Source organism: Sphingobacterium chuzhouense (assembly GCF_014692525.1).
GTDB lineage: Bacteria > Bacteroidota > Bacteroidia > Sphingobacteriales > Sphingobacteriaceae > Sphingobacterium > Sphingobacterium chuzhouense.
This window is the reverse complement of the sequence record NZ_JACNYL010000002.1, coordinates 184,369-207,358: the sequence shown is the minus strand read 5'-3', so window position 1 is coordinate 207,358 and position 22,990 is coordinate 184,369. Positions and strand designations below refer to the sequence as shown.

General features: G+C 42.9%; 15 protein-coding genes and 2 tRNA genes. 14 read left to right on the top strand and 3 right to left on the bottom strand.

Annotation, left to right across the window (positions count from 1 at the left end; translation table 11 throughout):
- Positions 1-59: 59 nt before the first annotated feature.
- Positions 60-1,166 (bottom strand): TlpA disulfide reductase family protein, encoded by a 1,107-nt coding sequence (locus H8B21_RS07260; protein ID WP_190313141.1) that lies wholly within the window; start codon positions 1,164-1,166, stop codon positions 60-62.
- 201 nt (positions 1,167-1,367) lie between these two features.
- On the opposite strand from H8B21_RS07260, the gene H8B21_RS07255 reads away from it, so the two are divergent.
- Positions 1,368-2,183: an inorganic diphosphatase gene (locus H8B21_RS07255; RefSeq protein WP_190313140.1), complete on the top strand. Its 816-nt coding sequence runs from the start codon at positions 1,368-1,370 to the stop codon at positions 2,181-2,183.
- A 4-nt stretch (positions 2,184-2,187) separates the two neighbouring features.
- Here the strand turns inward: H8B21_RS07255 and H8B21_RS07250 are convergent, their stop codons facing one another.
- Positions 2,188-2,598, bottom strand: coding sequence for a cupin domain-containing protein (locus H8B21_RS07250; RefSeq protein ID WP_190313139.1), 411 nt, complete (start codon positions 2,596-2,598; stop codon positions 2,188-2,190).
- Positions 2,599-2,754: 156 nt separating this feature from the next.
- Here H8B21_RS07250 and yihA point away from each other — a divergent pair, with 156 nt between their 5' ends.
- The 11 genes from yihA (at position 2,755) to H8B21_RS07195 (ending at position 19,861) form a co-directional block, all read left to right on the top strand.
- A complete protein-coding gene (gene yihA, locus H8B21_RS07245; RefSeq protein ID WP_165292826.1) occupies positions 2,755-3,375 on the top strand; it encodes a ribosome biogenesis GTP-binding protein YihA/YsxC in 621 nt (206 codons plus the stop codon).
- 2 nt (positions 3,376-3,377) lie between these two features.
- Complete coding sequence (locus H8B21_RS07240; RefSeq protein WP_190313138.1) at positions 3,378-4,232, top strand: 4-hydroxybenzoate octaprenyltransferase; 855 nt, start codon at positions 3,378-3,380, stop codon at positions 4,230-4,232.
- 66 nt (positions 4,233-4,298) lie between these two features.
- Entirely contained in the window at positions 4,299-5,312 is a 1,014-nt protein-coding gene (locus H8B21_RS07235) for a LacI family DNA-binding transcriptional regulator (RefSeq protein WP_190313137.1), read from the top strand.
- 207 nt (positions 5,313-5,519) lie between these two features.
- Positions 5,520-8,102: an alpha-amylase family glycosyl hydrolase gene (locus H8B21_RS07230; protein WP_190313136.1), complete on the top strand. Its 2,583-nt coding sequence runs from the start codon at positions 5,520-5,522 to the stop codon at positions 8,100-8,102.
- A gap of 12 nt (positions 8,103-8,114) precedes the next feature.
- Complete coding sequence (locus tag H8B21_RS07225; RefSeq protein WP_190313135.1) at positions 8,115-11,102, top strand: SusC/RagA family TonB-linked outer membrane protein; 2,988 nt, start codon at positions 8,115-8,117, stop codon at positions 11,100-11,102.
- Between the two features lie 12 nt (positions 11,103-11,114).
- The gene (locus tag H8B21_RS07220) at positions 11,115-12,680 is read left to right on the top strand and encodes a RagB/SusD family nutrient uptake outer membrane protein (protein WP_190313134.1); all 1,566 of its coding nucleotides are present in this window, start codon (positions 11,115-11,117) and stop codon (positions 12,678-12,680) included.
- 13 nt (positions 12,681-12,693) lie between these two features.
- A complete protein-coding gene (locus H8B21_RS07215; protein WP_190313133.1) occupies positions 12,694-13,686 on the top strand; it encodes a SusF/SusE family outer membrane protein in 993 nt (330 codons plus the stop codon).
- Positions 13,687-13,693: 7 nt separating this feature from the next.
- Positions 13,694-15,535 (top strand): glycoside hydrolase family 13 protein, encoded by a 1,842-nt coding sequence (locus H8B21_RS07210; protein WP_223814901.1) that lies wholly within the window; start codon positions 13,694-13,696, stop codon positions 15,533-15,535.
- A gap of 3 nt (positions 15,536-15,538) precedes the next feature.
- The gene (gene pgmB, locus H8B21_RS07205; protein ID WP_190313132.1) at positions 15,539-16,213 is read left to right on the top strand and encodes a beta-phosphoglucomutase; all 675 of its coding nucleotides are present in this window, start codon (positions 15,539-15,541) and stop codon (positions 16,211-16,213) included.
- A gap of 9 nt (positions 16,214-16,222) precedes the next feature.
- Positions 16,223-18,511: a family 65 glycosyl hydrolase domain-containing protein gene (locus H8B21_RS07200; RefSeq protein ID WP_190313131.1), complete on the top strand. Its 2,289-nt coding sequence runs from the start codon at positions 16,223-16,225 to the stop codon at positions 18,509-18,511.
- 9 nt (positions 18,512-18,520) lie between these two features.
- Positions 18,521-19,861, top strand: a complete 1,341-nt coding sequence (locus H8B21_RS07195) for an MFS transporter (RefSeq protein ID WP_190313130.1) — start codon at positions 18,521-18,523, stop codon at positions 19,859-19,861.
- 12 nt (positions 19,862-19,873) lie between these two features.
- Here the strand turns inward: H8B21_RS07195 and clpB are convergent, their stop codons facing one another.
- A complete protein-coding gene (clpB, locus tag H8B21_RS07190; RefSeq protein ID WP_190313129.1) occupies positions 19,874-22,480 on the bottom strand; it encodes an ATP-dependent chaperone ClpB in 2,607 nt (868 codons plus the stop codon).
- A 277-nt stretch (positions 22,481-22,757) separates the two neighbouring features.
- On the opposite strand from clpB, the gene H8B21_RS07185 reads away from it, so the two are divergent.
- Positions 22,758-22,830, top strand: a tRNA-Thr gene (locus H8B21_RS07185).
- 49 nt (positions 22,831-22,879) lie between these two features.
- Positions 22,880-22,953, top strand: a tRNA-Arg gene (locus tag H8B21_RS07180).
- Positions 22,954-22,990: the final 37 nt, after the last annotated feature.

Below are 22,990 nucleotides of genomic sequence, written 5' to 3'. Positions count from 1 at the left end.
ATTGGGACGATTAAATGTTTTGGTAGTCCAAAATTGGATGTCGTCTTGTATTAGGTATATTATAAATTTTTCTCTAAAAACTGTTTTAAGGCAGGTCCTCGTAAATTCTTCCCGACGATCTTACCATCGGGATCGATCATGAAGGATGCGGGAATTGCAGTGATATTATACAAACGACCAGCTTCACTGTCCCACATTTTAAGATCGGAGACTTGCATCCATCCCAATTTGTCGTCTTTGATTGCTTTTAACCATGCTTCGCGGTCTCTATCCAAAGACACACCGAAAACCGTAAACCCCTTATCTTTAAATTGATGGTATTGCTCGACAATATTTGGGTTCTCATGGCGACATGGTGTGCACCATGCTGCCCAAAAGTCCAGCAGAACATATTGCCCTCTAAGGTCAGAAAGCTTGACCTCTTTGCCCTCTGGTGTCGTCGAACCGAAATCCGGCGCTACCTGTCCGATGCTCAATGGTTTTATCTCTTCCATGTGGGTGGCGAACGACTGGACAGTTTGGTTGTTGGGAAACTGACGCTGTGCTTTTTCTGCATATTCCACCAGCACTTCTTCATGTCCGATTGGATCTACAGAGTATAAGACCAACATGCCGAAGAAACCGGCTAAATTATCTTCATTGTCGCGCGAAAACTGCAAAACTTGTTCTGATAACTCGCTTGTGTAAAGGTTATCTTTTGCTATGAGATCATTTTGAACGGCAGCGTGTTCTTCACCGTTGCTAAGACGTTGTTCAAACTCGCGCTGTAAATTCATCTGATGTTCCTGGAATTTGTCGCGCATTTGATTAAGTTCTTTCATCTTTGCCGAGGTTTCGGAACCCTGTATTGTATATTGATCGGGTGCATTTAAATCGGTATTAAACTCCACCTTTTCCCCATTTTCCACTACCAGCATGTAGGATTCCTGTTCTACATGCAGTTCATATACGGTTGGCTCAGAAGCTATACCTTCCATATAAAAATTACCATTTTCATCTAAAATAATAGAGTCAACAAATGTTTCTCCCTCATATAACATCACAGACTCGAGCTGGCCTGAATTATCGATGCGTCCCGTCAGTATAAAACTATTCTCTTTTACGGTATTGCACGCGTTGAGAAAAATCAATGCCAATATGTTGGTTAAAAATATTCCTGTTTTCATTATCGATAAAACTTTATAGATGATCTATTGCCTATATCACAGACTCAAAGTTAAAAAAAATGATATGATATACAACTGGATAACCGCGTGAACCCATTGTCTTAAAGCACAAAATCGAATGCTGCTGGAGGTACAGGCACAGTTTATATCAGAACTTTTTAGGCACCATAACTGTTGAAGATAGAAATAACAAGTATAAGTATGAACGTTATGGACACTATTTCGGTAATTGTAGAAACACCTGCAGGAAGCTGTCAAAAATATACCTACGATTCTGTAAACGGACAGATGAAACTGAAGAAAATCTTACCGTTAGGTATGACGTTTCCTTTTGATTTTGGTTTTTTACCCGGAACTAAAGGAGGAGACGATGATCCACTCGATGTCATAGTCATATCTGAATTTAGTACCTTTCCGGGGTGTTCGGTTGAGTGCCGCATCATTGGTGCGTTTATCGTTCATCAATCGGAATCCAATAATGGCAATAAGATGATTCGTAATGATCGTTTTATTGCCGTACCCGTAGCTTCTGTTTTATATGAAAAAGTTGATACCCTTAAGGATCTGCCGAAAAAAGCCGGGACACAACTGGAAGCATTCTTTAAAAACTACATTGAACAGGAAGGTAAACAGCTTAAAATCGAAAAGCGGATTTCCGCAGAACAAGCTTGTAAGCTTATCCACCGATGTGAAGACAAGTTAGATAAAATACTGCTTTTTGAGATTTTCCTACCGCTGAAAAATAATAGGGCCAAAGCATTTCCAAAACACTATTTTGATGATTTACGAAATTTGCTTGTCAAAAAATTTGGAGGAGTCACGGTATATCGACGATCGCCTGTCACCGGTGTTTGGGATAATCCGGAAACAGGGCATGAGCAAGACGAGTTGATCATATATGAAGTCATGTCTTCAACCGGAGACGAGGTTTTTTGGAGACAGCTTAAAGTAGATTTAGCGAATCAGTTTAGCCAGGACGAACTTCTCATTCGGAGCTCCCGCATTGATATCTTGTAACCACTTACATTACCAACGTAAGCAAAAAAAAGCTTTCTGTTGATGCTTTTACGCTATGCATCAAATTCTCTTGCAACGCAATCATTTGTCCTTTTTCAATTTGTACATACTGATCCTCTGTACCGAATTCGATTTTTCCTTCTAATACCTGTACACTTATCGTACCGTTTGCTTTATGTGGTTTTAGTTCCGCATTTTCATGTAGTCCGATTAGCACAATGGTCATAGCCTCCGATTTAAAAATCGTAATAGAATTCCGTTCGCTATCAGCCCAGGTCGGCTCATTCTTTATTTGGTCAATGAAGGCAAACAAGTCCATTTCTACAAGAGGGGCATTTAAAATACGTTCACCCTCTGGACGTTGCGGAGTCGCGTCATTTGATTTTTCTTTTTCGTTTAAATTCTTATTCTCCATCTCTAAAGATTTATACACTATAATATGCTAACGGCTCACGTATCGATAATGTTTTGTATTCGTGTAATTATCTCGGCAATCGCCGTTACATCCTAGGGCAATCCGCAGCTTTTGAACGAATATCAGACAAACGGGAAAAAACATTACCTTTGTTGTATGCTTGTAAAAACCGCTGAATTTGTCATGAGCAATACCGAGGTACGGAAGCTTCCGGAACCATCGTTGCCAGAATATGCCTTTATCGGCCGCTCAAATGTGGGTAAATCATCGTTGATTAATGCCATGGTCAACAAAAAAGATTTAGCAAAAACATCGCAAAAACCAGGTAAGACACAACTTATCAATCATTTCATAATTAACAAAGAATGGTACCTCGTCGACCTTCCCGGTTATGGCTTTGCCCAGACATCCAAGAAGAACCGTGCAGAATGGGAACGTTTTATTCGAAGATATCTGACGAAACGTGAGAATTTACAATGTATTTTTGTGCTTATTGACAGTCGGCACGAGCCACAAAAAATCGATTTAGAATTTTGTTGTTGGCTAGGAGAGCAGGGGCTGCCTTTTTTGCTTGTATTTACAAAAGCAGACAAGCAATCCAGTTTGAAGTCCGACCAAAATATCGCTCAATTCAAAAAGTCACTCCTAACCTGGTTTGAAGAGGTTCCCCCGGTTTTTTTGACGTCCGCCGAGAAGAAGCAAGGTATGGAGGAGATTTTAGCGACGATAGACGACATCAATAAGAATTTCGTTTCGCCTATTGTTGAGCAGGAATAACCATGAAGAAGTACATGTCTCTCGTGCTGTTTGCACACAGCATCTTTGCATTGCCCTTTGCCATTATCGGTTTCTTTTTAGCTATACAAACTACAGCGCATGGCTTTGATTGGAAAAAGCTATTGCTGATGCTGGTGTGCATGGTAACCGCCCGGAACGCAGCGATGGCATTTAATCGTTTTTTAGACCGTGATATTGACGCCATAAATCCCCGTACGGCCATGCGCGATATTCCGGCGGGAAAAATTTCCGCAAATAGTGCGTTGACATTTACCATTGTCAATTGCTTGATTTTTATAGCAGCAACTTATTTCATCAATACACTGTGTTTCTATTTATCGCCCGTTGCTTTGTTTGTCGTATTGTTTTACAGCTATACAAAGCGATTCACACCTCTATGCCATATTGTATTGGGCGTTGGGCTCGGCTTGTCGCCTATAGGAGCGTATTTGGTCGTAACCAACCAATTCGATATCGTACCGATATTCTACGGTATCGCCGTAATGTGCTGGTCTGGCGGATTTGATATTATCTATGCCTTGCAAGATGAGGAATTCGATAAAGCAAATGGCCTGAACTCTATTCCTGCATATTTCGGAACAAAAAGAGCATTGCACATTTCAGAACTACTGCATGTTCTCTCTTTCGTATTTGTACTACTTCCGGCGTTCTATATGCCCGTGGGGTGGTTTTATTATTTTGGGGTTGCATTTTATGGATTTCTATTGGTATATCAACATCGTATCGTTAGCCCGACTGATCTAAGCCGTGTAAATAGAGCGTTTATGACGACCAATGGCGTAGCTTCAGTGATATTTGCAACTTTCTATTTGTTAGATATTCTTTTTCTAAGGTAGGCGACACTACACCATCTCGAAGAAGGAACTACGAATTATTATTATCTTTGAAATAATAATATAGATATGTCACAGATAACGATAGTCGATTTAGCAGAGACGTTAGGGCTGTCCAAATCCACGGTATCCCGAGCATTTCGGGATAGTAGCGATATTAGCCCGAAAACAAAGGAGCGTATTTTGGCGAAAGCGGAAGAACTCGGTTTTTCTCCAAACTTGTATGCGAGTAGCTTACGGGGGAACCGCAGCCAAACGATTGCGATCATTATCCCCGAATTTGGAAACAAGTTTTTCAGTCAGGCGATAAAAGGCATTGAACTGGTTGCCCGTTCAAAAAAATACCATACCTTAATATACGTAACGGATAATAATGTACAGAATGAAGCATCTATTGTACGTTCGTTGGGAAATGGCCGTGTAGATGGCGTATTGATTTCTGCCTCTGGAGAGGGAAAAGACCATAGTCATTTGCAAACGTTGATTGACCATGATATCCCCATTGTATTCTTTGATAGGAGTTATGATGACTTTCATGGACATTTCGTAACCGGTAATGACTTTGAATCCAGTAGACTCGCCACGCAGCATCTTATTGATAACGGATGTAAAAACATAGCCTATCTCGTTATTAACCAAAAAGTGTCCATTGGCAAGATTCGAATGGATGGTTATAGAAAAGCATTGGAAGATAATGGTATACCATTTCGGGAAGAGCTGATACTGGACACAGAAAACGATGAAACGAAAAACAGGGCGGCCATTAGAAATCTCATTAAACAACATAAACCTGACGGGATTTTTGCTTCCGTGGAAAGACTGGCGATATCTACCATTCGTGTTGCTGGGGAAGAAGGGGTACAGATTCCGGAAGACCTGAAACTGATATGCTTTTCCTGTTTAGACATCGCCGATCTATTGAATCCCTCACTCAGTGTCGTGAAGCAGCCTGCCTTTGCCATGGGAAAAGAAGCTGCTAATTTTCTTTTCAGAACATTAGATAAACCAGTCGAGCTCCACCAACAACAGACCACGTTGCTGCAATCCAGCCTTATTTTTCAAAATTCCAGCCGGAAAATTTGAGTTTTTCTCAAAAAAAATCATTTTTTACTTTGTATTATTCCCGAAACATTTTACCTTTGAAATGTTTCGGGAACATTCCCGAAATGCTGACAATTATAGAGGGATCACAAGAGTAAGCTATTTATAATACCCTTTGTTCTTCCATAATTACATAAAATGGAGTTTTTTCGGGAACATTCCCGGCGTTTTGTTGCTAACCGTTTTGAGATGAAAACGAACAAGAATTTGGGGTATCTATTTATCATGATACTTTGGCTCGTAGCCTGTAAGAAAGATGTGAAACCGGATGTGGATTCCATAGTGGAACCTGCTGCACCGGGATTGGTATCTTTATCCAACGATTTTCTTTTATGGGACGAAACCACCACACTTACCTTTGATTTGGCTAAAGGAAACAAAGAGCTTGCTAACCAGTCTGGAGATTTATTTCTCCATGCCGGCTTACTATTGACAAGCAGCACATCGGAAAAAGATTGGAAAGAAGTTGCTACAGCGTGGAATAAGAATCTGGATAGCTATAAGTTGAAGAGGGAAGCGGATGGTCGATATAGTATCGCGATTCATCCGGCAAGCTTTTTTAAACGTACACAGGCAACTGACGTTACGCACATTGCTTTTTTGGTTCGGAATGCGGATGGAAGCAAAGTGTTACGCAATGCAGATGGATCGGATATGTATTGGTCGGTTTCATCGAAGCAAAAACCAGACGTAACCTTTAAAGCGCCTGCGGTGCAACCGACTTTTGTTCTGCAATCAGAAAAGCAAGCATTTGCGAAGGGGGAAGAACTGCCGATCCGCTTACAGGCTTCGCAATCGGGAACAATCACACTCTCCCTCAACGGACAGCAAGTCGCAACCGGTCAAGGGAATGAACTTCAACATAAATTACAGCTGAATGGTGTAGGCCTGCAGCATATACAAGCACGTATTGAAGCTAATGGACAGCATACTACTAGAGGGCTTACGGTGTTTGTGGACGGTGATGTGGAAGTGGCCGATTTACCTGCGGGGATAAATAAAAATGGCGTTACCATCGATCGCGATAAGAATGAAATATCCTTTGCGCTGACTGCTCCGAATAAATCTTCTGCATTCTTAATAGGCAATTTCAACAATTTTCAAGCTACGCAAGATTATGCGATGAAACGGACACCAGACGGTAATACTTGGTGGATCACATTAAAACAGCTGGATTTTCAAAAGAATTATACATACCAGTACTTAATAGACGGACAGCTAAAGATAGCTGATCCGTATGCGAGATTAGTGCTGGATCCAAATCATGATGGGGAAGTAGCACAGAACCCACAATTGCCAAGTTATCCTCAAGGCGCAACACAGGGCATAGTTTCGGTATTATCGTTAAACAACACAGCATATGCTTGGCAAACCACGACATTTAATCGTCCCGACGCGTTCGATTTAGTCATCTATGAATTGCATGTACGGGATTTCTTGGATCAACGCAACTATAAAACACTACGGGATTCTATTTCTTACCTGAAACGATTGGGCGTGAATGCTGTCGAGCTGATGCCAGTACAGGAATTTGAGGCAAACTCCAGTTGGGGTTATAATCCATCGTTTCATTTTGCATTGGATAAATATTACGGTACCACAAATGAATTGAAAGCGTTTATCGATGCATGTCACCAAGAGGGGATTGCCGTGATATTGGATATGGTGTTGAACCATGCGTTCGGACAGTCACCTATGGTGCGTTTATACCAACAATCCGGTATGCTAACGAATAATCCTTGGTTTAATATTACGCCTACCCATCCATTTAACGTAGGCTACGACTTTAATCACGAAAGTCTGCTTACGCAGCAATTTACCAAAGATGTTATCGCGTTCTGGATGGAAGAGTTTAAGGTAGATGGTTTCCGTTTTGACCTCTCCAAAGGTTTTACACAGAAAAATTCGGGTACGGACGAAAGTGACGGCGCAGTACAGCAATGGTCAGCTTATGATGCGAGCCGTATTGCGATCTGGAAAAACTACAATAGTTTTATCCGCGAACGGGATCAGAACTTCTATGTCATTTTGGAGCATTTCGCGGAAGATCGGGAAGAACGGGAATTAGCAGGCGAGGGTATCTTTTTATGGAACAACCTAAACCACGCATTCAATGAAGCTAGCATGGGGTGGAATGATAATTCCGATCTAAAACGTCTTTTCGCCGATGCACATGGTTTCGAAAAACCGTATTTCGTGTCGTATATGGAATCGCATGATGAAGAACGCTTGATGTACAAAAACTTACAATATGGTAATACAAATGGCAATTATTCCACCAAAGAACTAACGACGGCATTGGAACGTATGAAACAAGCTGCGGCATTTCTCCTTTGTGCGCCTGGTCCCAAGATGATATGGCAATTCGGAGAACTAGGGTATGATATTTCGATTGATGAAAACGGCAGAACCGGAGAAAAACCGTTGAAATGGGATTATTTGAAAGATGCGAAACGCTATAGCCTCTTTGCTCATTATGCTAAGCTGATCGATTGGAAACGTCAGAACGCTATTTTCAGAAATGGAACAGTAAGCCACCATGTAAATGGACCCGTGAAATATTATGTGTTGAAAGAAGCTGGACAGGAGGTGCTTGTTATCGGAAACTTCGATGTGGTGGCTCGTGATTTCGCCGTTCCGACAAGCTTACAAAAAAACTGGTACGATAACCTGGCAGGGATAACACGCGATTGGCGTTCGACGAGTTCGATTACATTGGCAGCAGGACAATATTACATATTAAGTATAAATAAACTGAACAATAAACAATAACAAACTAATCACATGATGAACAAATTCACATTACGCAGCGTAATGACCATGAGTTTTCTGATGTTGCTTAGTACACTTACTTTCGCGCAGACAGCACGGCTACAAGGTCGGGTTGTTGATAGTGAGGGGGCAGGTGTACCGGGGGCGACTGTACAAATTCTTGGTCAACAGATTTCTACATCCTCAGGAGCAAACGGGGAGTATAGTCTTGGTAATATCTCAGCCGGCTCACATAGGGTTGTGGTCAATATGATGGGATATGAAACCGCCGAACAAAATGTTACCTTAACAGCGGGTGACAACACATTAAACTTTACACTGGAAACGACTTCCAGTAGCCTTGATGAAGTGGTGGTCATCGGTTATGGTACGGCAAGGAAAAAACAGATCACGGGTTCGGTATCTAGTGTAGCACCGGAAGAATTTAATAAAGGGGTCGTGATTTCGCCCGACCAGCTTTTGGCTGGTAAGGTTGCCGGATTGACGGTCAATCGGTCGGGGGGAGATCCTACATCAGGTTCCAACATCCAACTTCGGGGGCCATCTTCATTAACAGCAAGTTCGTCGCCGTTATATGTAATTGACGGGATTGTCGGAGCAAGTATTGAATTGGTTGCGCCTGACGATATCGTGTCGATGGACGTGATGAAGGACGCGTCATCCACCGCAATATACGGTTCTCGCGCAGCAAACGGGGTTATCTTCGTGACCACCAAACGAGGCAAAGCAGGAGCTCCGGTGTTAACATACAGCGGATGGGCAGCAAGCGAATCTGTAGCCAATCGGGTAAATGTATTGAATGCCACCGAACATAGCCAGTTTTTACAAGACCACGGTCTGTCCGTAGCAGCAAGTGAAACCGGTCATGATACGGATTGGCAAAAAGAAATTACACGATCAGGTTTCTCACATAACCATAACCTATCCTTAACTGGTGGAAGCGAAGGTACACGTTATAATGCTTCGGTAAACTATTTTAACAATCAAGGTATTGTAAAACGTAACGGTGTAGAGCGCATCATAGCACGTGCTGGAGTCGATCAAAATGCGTTCGATGACAGACTTAAACTTGCGTTTAACCTGTCGAATAGTATTAACAATTCGGATCATGTTGATTACAATATTTTCAATGGTGCTGCACGCTATTTACCGACGTCACCGATCATGTCCGATGATCCGTCGTATGAACAATACGGTGGTTATTTTCAAGTACCCGGCCGGACAAATTACTTTAACCCCGTGGCGATACTAAATCAGCGGGATGAGTCCAGAAGCAACAATGTGCTGATGGGTAACTTCAAGGCGGATTTGACAATAGTAGATGGCTTGATTTGGTCGAACGTGCTTTCCTACCAACGTACGCACTACGACAAAAAATATTATATGCACCGTACGGACTTCGACTCGAAAGCATTAGGTAGAGGATATGCTGACCGTACGAATCTAAAACATATTGACAAGATTTTGGAATCTTACCTCAACTACTCTTTAACCAAAGACAAACATACGTTTGATGCCATGGCAGGATATTCCTATCAACGCACCAAAAACGATGATGGCATATGGGCGTCTTCCGTAGGGTTTCTTTCGGATGATTTGGGATCAAACAATCTCAACCTAGGTATGCTTCCAGAAGGATATAATCCGTTTACGGATTCGCCGATCTTAAAGGAATCTGTTTTGATTTCGTTCTTCGGCCGGGTGGGGTACAATTTTGACGACAAGTATTTGGTAAGTGCTTCCTTAAGACAGGATGGATCCTCAAAATTCGGTATTAACAATCGCTGGGCAACATTCCCTTCTGTTTCAGCAGCGTGGCGATTGAGTAGTGAATCCTTTATGGAAGATCAAAACCTATTCTCGGATTTGAAACTGAGAGCAGGATATGGTGTTTCCGGTAACCAGAATATTGACCCTTATCGATCTATTGTGGTGTTTGGACCGCAAAGCGGACAGTTTCTCTATAATGGTACCTGGATGTCGGCTTATGGTGTGAACCAAAATGAAAATCCAGACTTAAAATGGGAAACAACCTCGATGTTTAACGTGGGTTTGGATTTTGAATTGCTCAGAGGCCGGTTCAGCGGTACAGTCGAATATTACGACAAACGCACAAGAGATTTGTTATATGAATATGATGTGCCATCGCCACCTTATCAACATAATCGTTTATTAGCGAATGGTGCCAGCATGAATAACAAAGGAGTGGAAGTCGTGCTGAACGCCAATGTGTACAGCAACGCGGATTTCTCCTATAGTACAACGGTAAACTTTGCGAGAAATGTTAACGAAGTGGGTTCATTGGAATCTAATATCGAGAATATCGGTGTGTCACAGCGTTATGAAGGGAGCATTGGCTTAGAGGGATGGACCGGACAAACGGCATCTATTGTACTTCCTGGACAACCCATCGGTACATTTTACGTAGCAAAATATATCGGTTACGATGAAAACGCAGGACGTACCATCTATCAAAAGCCATCCGGTGAACTGGTAACACAAGATCAAATTTCAGCACCCGACGACTATCAGATCATGGGACATGCGTTACCAAAATTCACTTATGGCTGGAATAATAATTTCAGATATAAAAGCTGGGACTTGAATTTCTTCTTGCGCGGTATGTACGGGAACCAGATATTTAACGCTACCAGAGCAGATTTATCCCGCTTGCAACAGGCTAATGTAACCAATATTTCCAAGGACGCCGTGGCAGAAGGAATTTTTGAGACTCCGCTTATTGCATCCAGTCGTTTTATTGAGGACGCGTCATTCCTACGTTTGGATAACGCAACATTAGGTTATCGGTTCAATACGAGCAACAACCGCTATTTCAAACAAGCACGTTTATATGTAACCGGTCAAAATTTATTTGTATTGACCAATTACAGTGGCGTAGATCCTGAAGTTAACCTTGGTGGACTAGACCCGGGGATTGATAACCGGAACTATTACCCCAGGACAAGATCGTTTGTTGTGGGGGTGAACTTAACATTTTAACACTAAATGGCTATGAAAATGAAATTCAATAAACTATATATGTTGCTGTTTGCCGGAGCGTTATGTACAGGCACATCCTGTACAAAACTAGATGTAGACATGCACTCGGCTTATTCAGAAGATACGTTTCCGAAAACTCCGGAACAATTTGTGGCACTCACAGGGCCTGTTTATACGGCTGCACGTGACTACTTCCGGGATTATTTTGATTTGCAAACTGCCGGATCGGATGAAGTGGTTATCCCGACACGTGGTGGGGACTGGTTTGATGGCGGAAAGTGGCGAGATATGCACATGCATACTTGGTCACCATCGCATGAAGTGGTACGAAACGCTTGGAATTGGGGATATAATGCGATAGGAACTTGTAATCGTGTTCTTGGGGTACTGGAAAATGCACCGGAATCGGATACCAAAGGGCAAACAATTGCCGAAATCAAAACGATGCGCGCCTGGTATTATTATTTAATGATGGATGCCTATGGAAATATTCCATTGCAAACCACTTTCGACACAGGCGGTGAACTTCCATCAACGACGCCAAGAGCGCAGGTTTTTGATTTTATCGTAAAGGAACTGGAAGATAATCTTTCGCTTTTGAGCGAAGAGAAGTCGGAGCTTACCTACGGAAGGCCGACGAAATGGTTTGCCCATACGCTATTGGCAAAAATATATTTAAATGCGCAGATATATACGGGTACGCCAAACTGGAATAAAGTGGTGGAACATACCAATATCGTGCTTACCGAGGGAACTGCGTATTCCTTGCAAAGTGATATGTTGGCACAATTTCGTCCGGATAATGGGGCACAGGATTCGGAACCTATTTTCTCCATTCCTTTTCACGCGGCACGCGCGACAGGCAATGAATTGTTCAATAAAGTATTGCACTATTCACATCGCGAAACGTTCAGTTTGAATACAAACCCTTGGAATGGTTGGAGTGCACAGCCCGATTATTTCGATCTGTTCGATGATGATGATATCCGCAAACAACAATGGTTATATGGACAGCAATATACCGCGACTGGTGCGCCGTTAGTATATGGTGGTATGAATGTCGTAATCGATCCTTACGGTTATAACTTGCTGCCAGGTTCCGATTTTGATATTGGCGGTGCAGATGACGGTGGTCGTTTGGCGGGAGCACGTTGTGTGAAATACTTTCCGGATAAAGATCACATCGGTACAAATGCAAACAACGATGTGGTGGTGTACCGCTTAGCCGATGTATTACTGATGAAGGCCGAAGCTATATTACGTGGAGCAACAAATGGTAATACGGCAGAAGCATTGGAGGCAGCCAATCAGGTTCGTGGAAGGGCATTTCCATTAAACCCCGAAAAGCACTTCACAGCAGCAACGTTAACGTTGGATGCTATTTATAAAGAGCGTGCACTGGAATTCACGTTTGAAGTAACACGACGCACCGATATGATTCGCTTTGGCAAATGGGAAAACCCCATGTTGTTCAAGCCTGCTAATGCGGGAGAAACCTATAAACGCATCTTCCCGATTCCGGCAACCGTGTTGGCCAATAATGGAAACTTGACACCAAATCCTGGTTACACAAATTAAACGATAGAGAAAAATGAAGACCCATAAAATATATATTTCCCTGATGACAGTGATGTTGCTGACGATGGGATGGTTTACGTCTTGTAACAAGGTTGAACACGAAATAGACGATGCTATCGTGTCGATCAATGAGGCGACAGCAAACAGTGTCCAATTAGGACAGACATTAAAAGTAGGCTTTATAACCAATAGAGTGAGTTCTTTCGAATTTAGTGTCGTAAAAGATGGCAATGCGTTAATGACAGAGCAAATTACATTGGAAGGCAATGAAAAAATTATATCCCGTGAGTTTGATATTCCAAACGACGAATCTTGGATGGGCGACGCGCTACTACAGGTGAGTTATGATGCCGGTGGACAACGGATAGAGAAAACCCAAGCGTTAACCATTTTGGAAAGCAATCCGGAAATGTTCCTTGTTGGCGGATCGACAGGTGCAGGTTGGGAGCCTACATTAGCCACACCGATGTTCTTATATAATGGTGCAAATAGCAAGGATCAATTCGAGATCTTCGAATACATTACGGTGGCTGGAGACGGATTCAAGTTCTTGCCAACGAACACCGGTTGGGATAATGCTTTTGGTGCAGGTACGACAACGGGTACGTTATTGCAAACTGGAGATGCCGGAAACATCACGGTCACAGAAGACGCGTTCTATCGTGTACGTATGGATGCAGAAGCATTAACCTACGATCTATTAAAAGTGACTTGGGGTATTGTAGGCGATGCGACACCTGGTGGTTGGGATAACAGTACCAACATGACGTTTGAGGGTGGAAAAGGGACGTATATCTGGAAAATTACAGCAAACCTATCCGAGGGAAGCATGAAGTTTAGATACAACAACGAATGGAGTGTAGGTGGTTTCCCATCCAATCTGGGAGGCAGTTCATCGAATCTGGAATGGGACGGTGGTAACATAGCAATCGAATCTGCCGGAACTTATGATATTGAACTTAACTTGAGTCCATCGGGCTATACGGCGAAGATTGAAAAACAGTAATATAAAAATGAACAACATCAAGATAGCGATCACTCTATTATGCTCGATGTTATGGGTTGCCTTTACACAAGGGCAATCCATACAAAGGGCAGAACCACTACACTGGTGGGTAGGGATGCACAACCCAGAACTGCAAATCGTATTATACGGTTCTGATATTGGTAATTGTGAAGTGAAATTGCCAAAGACAGGTATGCAGCTAAAAAAGGTGCACCAGGTAGAAAATCCGAACTATCTCTTCTTGGACGTGGAAATTCAGACTAATGCACAAGCCGGAACGTATCCGATAGAGTTATACAAAAACGGAAAGAAAGTATTAACGCGCGACTATGTGTTGAAGAATCGTGACAAAAATCTGGTTAAAGCACAAGGTGTACATGCGTCAGATCTTATTTATTTGATCATGCCCGATCGGTTTGCCAACGGCGATCCTAGTAACGATTCCGTAAAAGGCATGCGCGAAACCGCGGTAAATCGCGATTCCATGTATTACAGACACGGTGGTGATCTTCAAGGTATTATCAATAACTTGGATTACCTCGAGAATTTAGGTGTAACGGCTCTTTGGATGACTCCGGTCTTGACCAACGATATGCCACAAGCTTCATACCACGGTTATGCCAACACCGAGAACTACGAAATAGATCCTCGTTTTGGAACAGTCGATACCTACCGTGAACTCGGAAAAGAACTTCATAAACGCAATATGAAACTAGTTCATGATGTAGTGCCGAACCATGTGGGGCTACATCACTGGACAGTGATTGACCGTCCGTCTTCCGATTGGCTACATGAATGGGATACCTTCACACAGACCACTTATAAAGACCAGACGATGTTTGATCCGTATGGCACGCAGGCAGACAAAGATCTGATGGAAAAAGGATGGTTTGTGGAGACCATGCCGGATCTGAACCACCAAAATGAAAAAATGCAGAAGTACATCACCCAGAGTCATATCTGGTGGATTGAAGAAGCGGGTGTAGACGGTTTTCGTATCGATACATATCCCTACAATGATCTGGCTTTCATGGGGAAATGGACAGATGCCATTCGTGCGGAATTTCCCGATTTCTCCTTCTTTGGGGAAACATGGGTACACTCGGTTCCTAACCAAGCGTATTTCTTAGGCGGTCAAAAAGTAGGGCAGGATGTGGATACGAAATTGGAAGGTGTAACGGATTTTCAGTTAAACTATGCTATCGGAGATGCACTTAATCTGGAAAAAGATGGTGCTAACAAATTATATAGCACCGTAAGTGGCGACTACCTGTATCCAAACCCTTTGGCAAATGTGATCTTCCTCGATAACCATGATAAGGACCGTTTCTTTTCAACAGTGGGTGAAGACATCGAAAAGTATAAAAGTGCTTTTAGCTGGTTGTTAACCTACCGCGGTATTCCGCAGATGTACTATGGAGCAGAGATCTTAATGAAGAACTTCAGCAGACCGGATGGTTTGGTGCGGGAAGATTTTAAGGGTGGTTTCCCCGGAGATGAAGTCAATAAGTTTACAGCCAAAGGACGCACAGAAGCTGAAAACGATATGTTTAATCACGTGCGTACCTTGGCGCAATACAGAAAGCAGACTACGGCTTTGCAAGATGGCAAGTTGTTACACTATGCGCCGCAAAATGATGTATATGTGTATTTCCGCTATAACGATAAGGAAAAGGTGATGGTGATCATGAATTGTAGCGAAGAAGAGCAGACGGTTGTATTAGCACGTTTTGACGAAGGTATCGGACAGTCAAAACAGATGAAGAATATTTTAACAAGTGAATCTTTGGATTTGCCGGAAAATGTGGTGGTGAAAGGGAAACAAACATTGGTATTTGAATTAAAGTAATAAATGAACGCAAGAAAGATAATAGACGACGCAACGGCTGTCATATTTGATTTAGATGGGGTGCTGGTGGATACTGCTGTATTTCATTACCAAGCCTGGAAGCGGTTAGCCAAACAGTTTGATTTTGACTTCACGGAAGCGGAAAATGAGCAATTAAAGGGTGTCAGCCGTGTGGACTCGCTGAATCTTATCTTAAAATGGGCAAACAAGGAAGTGCCTGCCGAAGAAAAAGAACAGCTGGCAGCATTGAAAAACACTTGGTATCTGGAATTAGTAGAAAATATGCAGGATGGGGACGTACTCCCCGGCACGATAGACCTATTGACCTATTTGAAAGCGAAGGATAAAAAGATAGCTTTAGGTTCGGCGAGTAAAAATGCGGTTCGAATTTTAGAGAAAACCGGTATTCTGCACTATTTCGATGCAATTATAGACGGGAATGCCGTCCGTAATTCGAAACCTGATCCTGAAGTCTTTTTAAAAGCAGCAGCAGAGGTTGGTGTAGCACCCGCTGCATCTGTAGTGCTGGAAGATGCCCAGGCTGGAATTGAAGCCGCAAGGGCAGCCAATATGCAGGTGATAGCCGTAGACAGATCCCATGTGTTGACGAACTACGATGCGCGTGTCGATGACCTGGCAGAGATATTAACAACTCAGCAACTTCACGACTTTACGTAAAAACATAACATGAAAAATTACATTATACCCGATCCCTGGAATATCATTGAAGACCAATTTAGAGCAGAGCACAACGAGTTTTCGGAAAGCATTTTTTCCATTGGCAATGGACGGATGGGACAGCGCGCGAATTTTGAGGAAACATATTCCGGAAAAACGATGCAGGGCTCGTATCTGGCAGGTGTCTATTATCCCGATAAAACGAGAGTAGGCTGGTGGAAGAACGGCTATCCCGAATATTTTGCCAAAGTCATCAATGCGGTGCAATGGATTGGACTGGACATTCAAATAGACGGTACAACGTTGGATTTGGCTCAATGTGAAATCATAAGCTTCGAGCGCCGTTTGGATATGAAAGCCGGCGTACTTTACCGTTCGTTTAAAGCAAAGATGCCAAACGGAACGGAGGTGGAAGTAACGGCTAAACGGATGTATCATCTGTTTCAATCGGATACCGCATCACTGCAATATACGCTACGCGTCTTAAACTCGGATGCCGACGTGGCTGTACGTTCCTATTTAGATGGCGACGTCGTGAATCGGGACAGCAACTACGATGAGCGTTTTTGGGTGCCGATTGCGGAAGACATTCAAGATAACCTTGTATTAGTAACGGAGACCAAAAAAACACAGTTTCGCGTAGAAGCGCGTTTGCGCAATATATTTTATCTAGGAGGAGTAGCACAGCCATCAGGCGCAAAGAGAAAAGAACAATTTTATGTGGGAGAGGAGTTGCATGCCCGTTTGAAAGTCGGTGAATCTATTCGCATGGAGAAATACGTCGCGATGGCCAGTTCTCTTAATCATCCGTTGGATAAACTGACAGAGGCGGCACAAAGTAGTCTGGAAAAAATCGCCTCCAAAAGCTATGATGAACTGATACAACTACAAACAGCGGCGTGGGCACGTATCTGGGAAGAAAGTGACATACAGATTGAAGGAGATGTTGCTGCACAACAAGCGATCCGGTTTAATATTTTCCAGCTAAACCAAACGTATACAGGCGAAGACGCCCGATTGAATATTGGACCTAAAGGCTTTACGGGCGAAAAATATGGCGGTGTGACGTATTGGGATACCGAAGCCTATTGCTTACCTTTTTATCTCGCTACGCAAGAGCCGGGGATAGCCCGTAATTTGCTGCTTTACCGTTATCAGCATTTGGAAAAAGCTATTGAAAATGCGGGCAAATTGGGATTTAGTGATGGAGCGGCTTTATATCCGATGGTCACCATCAACGGGGAAGAATGCCACAACGAATGGGAAATTACGTTTGAAGAAATCCATCGGAACGGTGCTATTGCCTTTGCTATTTACAACTACGTCCGTTATACAGACGACACCGAATATCTCGCTACGCACGGTTTGGAAGTGTTGATCGGAATCAGCCGTTTTTGGGCACAACGCGTCAATTGGAGCGAGCAGAAACAGCAATATGTGATGCTGGGTGTAACCGGACCGAATGAGTATGAGAATAATGTAAACAACAACTGGTATACGAACAAAATTGCTGTATGGTGTTTGCGTTATACATTAGAAGTCATTGCGCAGGAGCAAACACAAGACGAAGATCGTTTATACGAGTTGTTGTCTAGATTGGATTTTAAAACGGAAGAAAGTACGTTATGGCAGCATATTGTGGATCATATATATCTGCCCGAAGACAATGATCGGGGCATATTTCTGCAACAAGATGGTTTCTTGGATAAGGAATTGATTCCTGTTGCGGAGCTACCAGCGGAAGTACGACCTTTAAATCAACACTGGAGTTGGGATCGGATACTACGTTCTTGTTATATCAAACAGGCAGATGTGTTGCAAGGCATCTATTTCTTTGAGGATGAATTTGATATGGACACCATTCGTCGTAACTATGATTTCTACGAACCGTTAACTGTTCATGAAAGCTCCCTTTCTCCTTGTGTACATGCCATTATCGCTGCCAAATTGGGGAAGGAGGATCAGGCGTATGAGTTCTATCTCCGTACCGCTCGGCTTGATTTAGATGATTATAACAACGATACCGAAGACGGGCTGCATATCACGTCGATGGCGGGTACCTGGTTAGCGATTGTAGAAGGATTCGCGGGTATGCGCGTACGCGATGGGCAATTACATTTCCAAACTTTTATCCCTAAAAATTGGAAAAGCTATGCTTTTCACGTGCAGTATAGAGGAACAAAGTTGTATATTAATGTAAGCCAGGATGATTTTGAAGTCAAAAACCTGTCTGATACCAAAATTAGTATTATATTTAACGGTGAACAGCTTTTGATAGAACCTGAATGGAAATCTTAAAACCTTTTCATGAACAATACACGCGTTAAACCTACTTTGACTGTTGCTCAGATTATCAATATGAGTATGGGCTTTTTGGGTATCCAAATGGGATTTGCTTTGCAAAACGGTAATGCTTCCCGGATTCTACAAACGTTTGGTGCCGATGTGGAGCATCTGTCCTTGTTTTGGCTAGCAGCTCCGATTACCGGGATGATTGTGCAGCCGATCATCGGCCACTATAGTGATCGTACCTGGACAAAGATGGGGCGTCGACGGCCTTTCTTTTTGGTGGGAGCCATATTGACAGCAATCGCGCTCGTCTTTATGCCTAATATCGCGCTGTTCACAGCGATACTCCCGCCGTTATTGATTGGCGCCGGCATGCTGATGTTGATGGACGCGTCTATTAATGTAACCATGGAGCCGTTCCGTGCGCTGATAGGGGATAACCTTCCCAGTTCCCAGCGAAGCTTAGGTTTTTCGGTTCAGACAGTCTTGATAGGGGTGGGGGCTGTAATTGGTTCGTGGTTACCTTATGTGTTTGCAGAATATTTACATATCCCTGCGGATGGAGGCGATGGTATTGTTCCTCAGAATGTAATTTATTCGTTTTACTTTGGAGCATTCGTATTGATTGCTACCATTCTGTGGACTGTTTTCACTACGAAAGAATATTCGCCGCAAGAACTGCAGTCTTTTGTCGGGGAGGAAGAAGTTGAATCGGAAGTTCAATCTTCATCCAGCCATAATTTAGGAGCGATCTTTCAAGATTTCAAACGGATGCCGCTAACCATGAAAAAACTCGGATGGGTACAGTTTTTCTCCTGGTTTGCACTTTTCATGATGTGGGTATACATGACACCCGCTATTGCGGAACATGTATTTTATAAGATGGATGGAGAGCGCAATCGTCTGTATGCGGAAGCTGGCAATTGGGTGGGTGTACTTTTTGGTGTATACAATGGTATATCGGCCATATACGCTATTTTCTTGCCCCGGCTTGCGAATCGTTTTGGACGAACAAAAGTACATGCGTTCGGATTGATAATCGGTGGTATATCCTTGATCTCCATACTCTTTATTTCCTCGCCGAATATCTTGTTATTAACAATGCTGGGGGTGGGTATAGCTTGGGGAAGCATTCTTTCCATGCCTTACGCCATTCTGAGTGATAGCCTGCCAGCTCGTAAGATGGGTGTATATATGGGGATCTTTAATTTCTTTATCACCTTTCCGCAAATTATATGTGGCTTTTTCGGAGGTATGATTATTAAATATGTTTTCGGTAGCCAACCGATATATGGGATTATGCTAGGAGGGATATTTATGCTGTTGGGTGCTATTTCCGTATGGCGGATTAAAGAATAAAAAAGACGGGGATTATTGATCCCCGTCTTTTTTATTCATAAATACAAATTTACCATCGAATACATCCAGTTGGATAACGGAATCCCTCGAAACCTTACCCGAAAGAATCTCTTTCGAGAGTTCATTGAGCACCCGCTTTTGTATAACCCGTTTCAACGGTCTTGCACCGTATACCGGATCGTAGCCCAATTGACCTAACCAATCGAGTGCATCTTCACTGGCAGACAGGAAAATGTTCTGTTCGGCAAGCTGCTTCTGTATCCGTTGAAATTGCATACGCACAATATCGCCAATCTCATCCCGACTCAACGGCGTAAACATGATCACCTCATCAATACGGTTCAGAAACTCTGGCCTGATAGACTTCTGTAACAGTTCAAACACGTCATCCTTGGTTTTCGCAATCACCTCATCGCGGTTGCTGTCATCCAATTTGGAAAAATTCTCCTGAATAATATGCGATCCAGTATTGGACGTCATGATGATGATCGTATTCTTAAAGTTGACCACACGTCCTTTGTTGTCCGTTAAGTGTCCGTCATCCAATACTTGCAATAAGATATTGAATACATCCGGGTGGGCTTTCTCGATTTCATCCAAAAGGACGACTGAATAAGGTCTACGGCGTACGGCTTCCGTTAACTGCCCGCCTTCTTCGTAACCGATGTATCCGGGAGGCGCACCGATCAATCTGGATACCGCATGTCGTTCTTGATATTCCGACATATCGATCCGCACCATAGCTTGTTCATCATCAAACAGGAATTCGGCCAATGCCTTAGCAAGTTCTGTTTTACCTACCCCAGTTGTACCAAGGAAGATGAACGAACCGATAGGTCGTTTCGCATCGCTCAGTCCGGCTCTGGAACGGCGGATGGCATCGGCAATCGCTTCAATTGCTTCTTCCTGACCGGCAACACGTTTGTGCAATTCTTCTTCCAGATTAAGTAATTTCTCACGTTCAGATTGCACCATTTTGCTCACCGGAATACCTGTCCAACGAGATACCACGTCCGCGATATCCTCGGAGGTAACTTCCTCTTTTAGCATACGGCTATCCTGTTGCTTTTCCGCAAGTTCGGCTTTTAGATTTTCTACTTTATCCTGTGCCTCCTTGATTTTTCCATATCGCAATTCAGCCACCTTTCCATAGTCGCCCGCACGTTCTGCTTGTTCTGCTTCCAGTTTGTAATCTTCGATATTTTGGATTTCCTGGTTGACTTTGTCGACCAAGCCTTTCTCCGATTGCCAAGCTGCTTTTAACGAATCCCGTTCGTTGGAAAGATTAGCGATAGTTTCAGAAAGTTCTTTCACTTTTTTCTCGTCGTTCTCGCGCTTAATCGCCTCCCGTTCAATTTCCAGTTGCATGATGCGTCTTTCCAATTCATCAACTGCCTCCGGCACGGAATCCATCTCCAATCGTAGTTTAGAGGCCGCTTCATCTATTAAGTCAATTGCTTTATCCGGCAAGAATCTATCGGTGATATAGCGTTGTGATAACTCTACTGCAGCGATAATAGATTCGTCAAGGATACGCACCTTATGATGTGTTTCATATCTTTCCTTTAAACCACGAAGGATAGAAATAGCATCCTGCGTGTCTGGTTCATCGACCATAACCTTTTGGAATCGGCGCTCTAACGCTTTATCTTTTTCAAAGTATTTTTGATATTCATTTAAAGTTGTGGCGCCGATTGCACGAAGCTCGCCACGTGCTAAAGCCGGTTTTAGGATGTTTGCTGCATCCATAGCACCTTCACCACCACCGGCACCTACCAAGGTGTGGATTTCATCGATAAAGAGGATAATCTCACCGGCACTGTCCGATACCTCTTTTACCACAGCTTTCAAACGCTCTTCGAATTCACCTTTGTATTTCGCACCGGCGATAAGTGCGCCCATATCTAGGGAATATACGGTTTTGGACTTTAGGTTCTCCGGTGCATCGCCTTTGATGATCCGATGCGCGATACCTTCGGCAATCGCTGTTTTACCGACACCAGGTTCACCGACCAGAATCGGGTTGTTCTTCGTACGACGTGATAGAATCTGCATCACACGGCGAATCTCTTCATCACGGCCAATAACCGGATCCAACTTTCCGGACTCAGCAAACTCATTGAGATTACGCGCGTATTTTCCGAGCGCATTGTAGGTTGCCTCTGCATTTTGATCGGTAACACGATTATTTCCTCGAAGCTCTTTAATAGCTAGTTTGAGATCCTTCTCATTGACGCCTTGACCTTTTAACAAAGAAGCCGTCTTATCACTTGACGAAAGAAGCCCCAAGAGAATGTGCTCAATGGAAACGAATTCGTCATTAAACTCTTTTAAATAACTTTGTGCCTTCTGCAACACCGAAGCAGATGTGTTACTGAGGTATACATTGCTTCCGCTTACTTTAGGTAAGGAAGCTATTTGTTTGTCGACCTCCGTCTCTAAATAGTTGGTATTTACATTTAGCTTCTTTAATAAATGTCCAATAACGTGTTCATCCACAGTTAGAAGTGCCTTCAATATATGCGCAGGTTCAATCGCTTGTTGCTGATTACCCACGGCAATTTCGGAAGCTTTTTGTATGGCTTCCTGTGCTTTGATTGTATAGTTGTTAAAGTTCATTATAGTAATATCTTTTTAATCTATGTAAATGCGTTAATTGATGTCGTTTTATTGATAAACAATTTAAGTGCCTTTTTGATTTTGGCTACTTGTTCGGAAAATTTGTCGCTTAAAAATACATTTAGATGACAAAATGACTTATTTACTACTATCTAAGCTATACTTTTGAATGCAGCGGTCGATCTTTATCTCGATATAGCGAGTTTTTTCAAAAAGTATTTGCATAATCAAAATAGAACTGTGATATTTGCATCACTGAATCGGAAACGGTTCAAAAGCCTCCTTAGCTCAGCTGGTAGAGCAACTGACTTGTAATCAGTAGGTCATTGGTTCGATCCCGATAGGAGGCTCAAAAAGACCGAAACAAAACAGACTGTATGTCAAAATGTGATGGTTACCGCGCTCATAGCTTAACTGGATAGAGCACCTGACTACGGATCAGGAGGTTAGGGGTTCGACTCCCTTTGAGCGCACAAGTAAAGCCTAATTCTGTATGGGGATTAGGCTTTT

Coding starts and splice junctions, on each gene's coding strand:
- H8B21_RS07260 (WP_190313141.1), bottom strand. CDS start 1,166: ATGAAAACAGGAATATTTTTAACCAACATATTGGCATTGATTTTTCTC.
- H8B21_RS07255 (WP_190313140.1), top strand. CDS start 1,368: ATGAACGTTATGGACACTATTTCGGTAATTGTAGAAACACCTGCAGGA.
- H8B21_RS07250 (WP_190313139.1), bottom strand. CDS start 2,598: ATGGAGAATAAGAATTTAAACGAAAAAGAAAAATCAAATGACGCGACT.
- yihA (WP_165292826.1), top strand. CDS start 2,755: ATGCTTGTAAAAACCGCTGAATTTGTCATGAGCAATACCGAGGTACGG.
- H8B21_RS07240 (WP_190313138.1), top strand. CDS start 3,378: ATGAAGAAGTACATGTCTCTCGTGCTGTTTGCACACAGCATCTTTGCA.
- H8B21_RS07235 (WP_190313137.1), top strand. CDS start 4,299: ATGTCACAGATAACGATAGTCGATTTAGCAGAGACGTTAGGGCTGTCC.
- H8B21_RS07230 (WP_190313136.1), top strand. CDS start 5,520: ATGAAAACGAACAAGAATTTGGGGTATCTATTTATCATGATACTTTGG.
- H8B21_RS07225 (WP_190313135.1), top strand. CDS start 8,115: ATGATGAACAAATTCACATTACGCAGCGTAATGACCATGAGTTTTCTG.
- H8B21_RS07220 (WP_190313134.1), top strand. CDS start 11,115: ATGAAAATGAAATTCAATAAACTATATATGTTGCTGTTTGCCGGAGCG.
- H8B21_RS07215 (WP_190313133.1), top strand. CDS start 12,694: ATGAAGACCCATAAAATATATATTTCCCTGATGACAGTGATGTTGCTG.
- H8B21_RS07210 (WP_223814901.1), top strand. CDS start 13,694: ATGAACAACATCAAGATAGCGATCACTCTATTATGCTCGATGTTATGG.
- pgmB (WP_190313132.1), top strand. CDS start 15,539: ATGAACGCAAGAAAGATAATAGACGACGCAACGGCTGTCATATTTGAT.
- H8B21_RS07200 (WP_190313131.1), top strand. CDS start 16,223: ATGAAAAATTACATTATACCCGATCCCTGGAATATCATTGAAGACCAA.
- H8B21_RS07195 (WP_190313130.1), top strand. CDS start 18,521: ATGAACAATACACGCGTTAAACCTACTTTGACTGTTGCTCAGATTATC.
- clpB (WP_190313129.1), bottom strand. CDS start 22,480: ATGAACTTTAACAACTATACAATCAAAGCACAGGAAGCCATACAAAAA.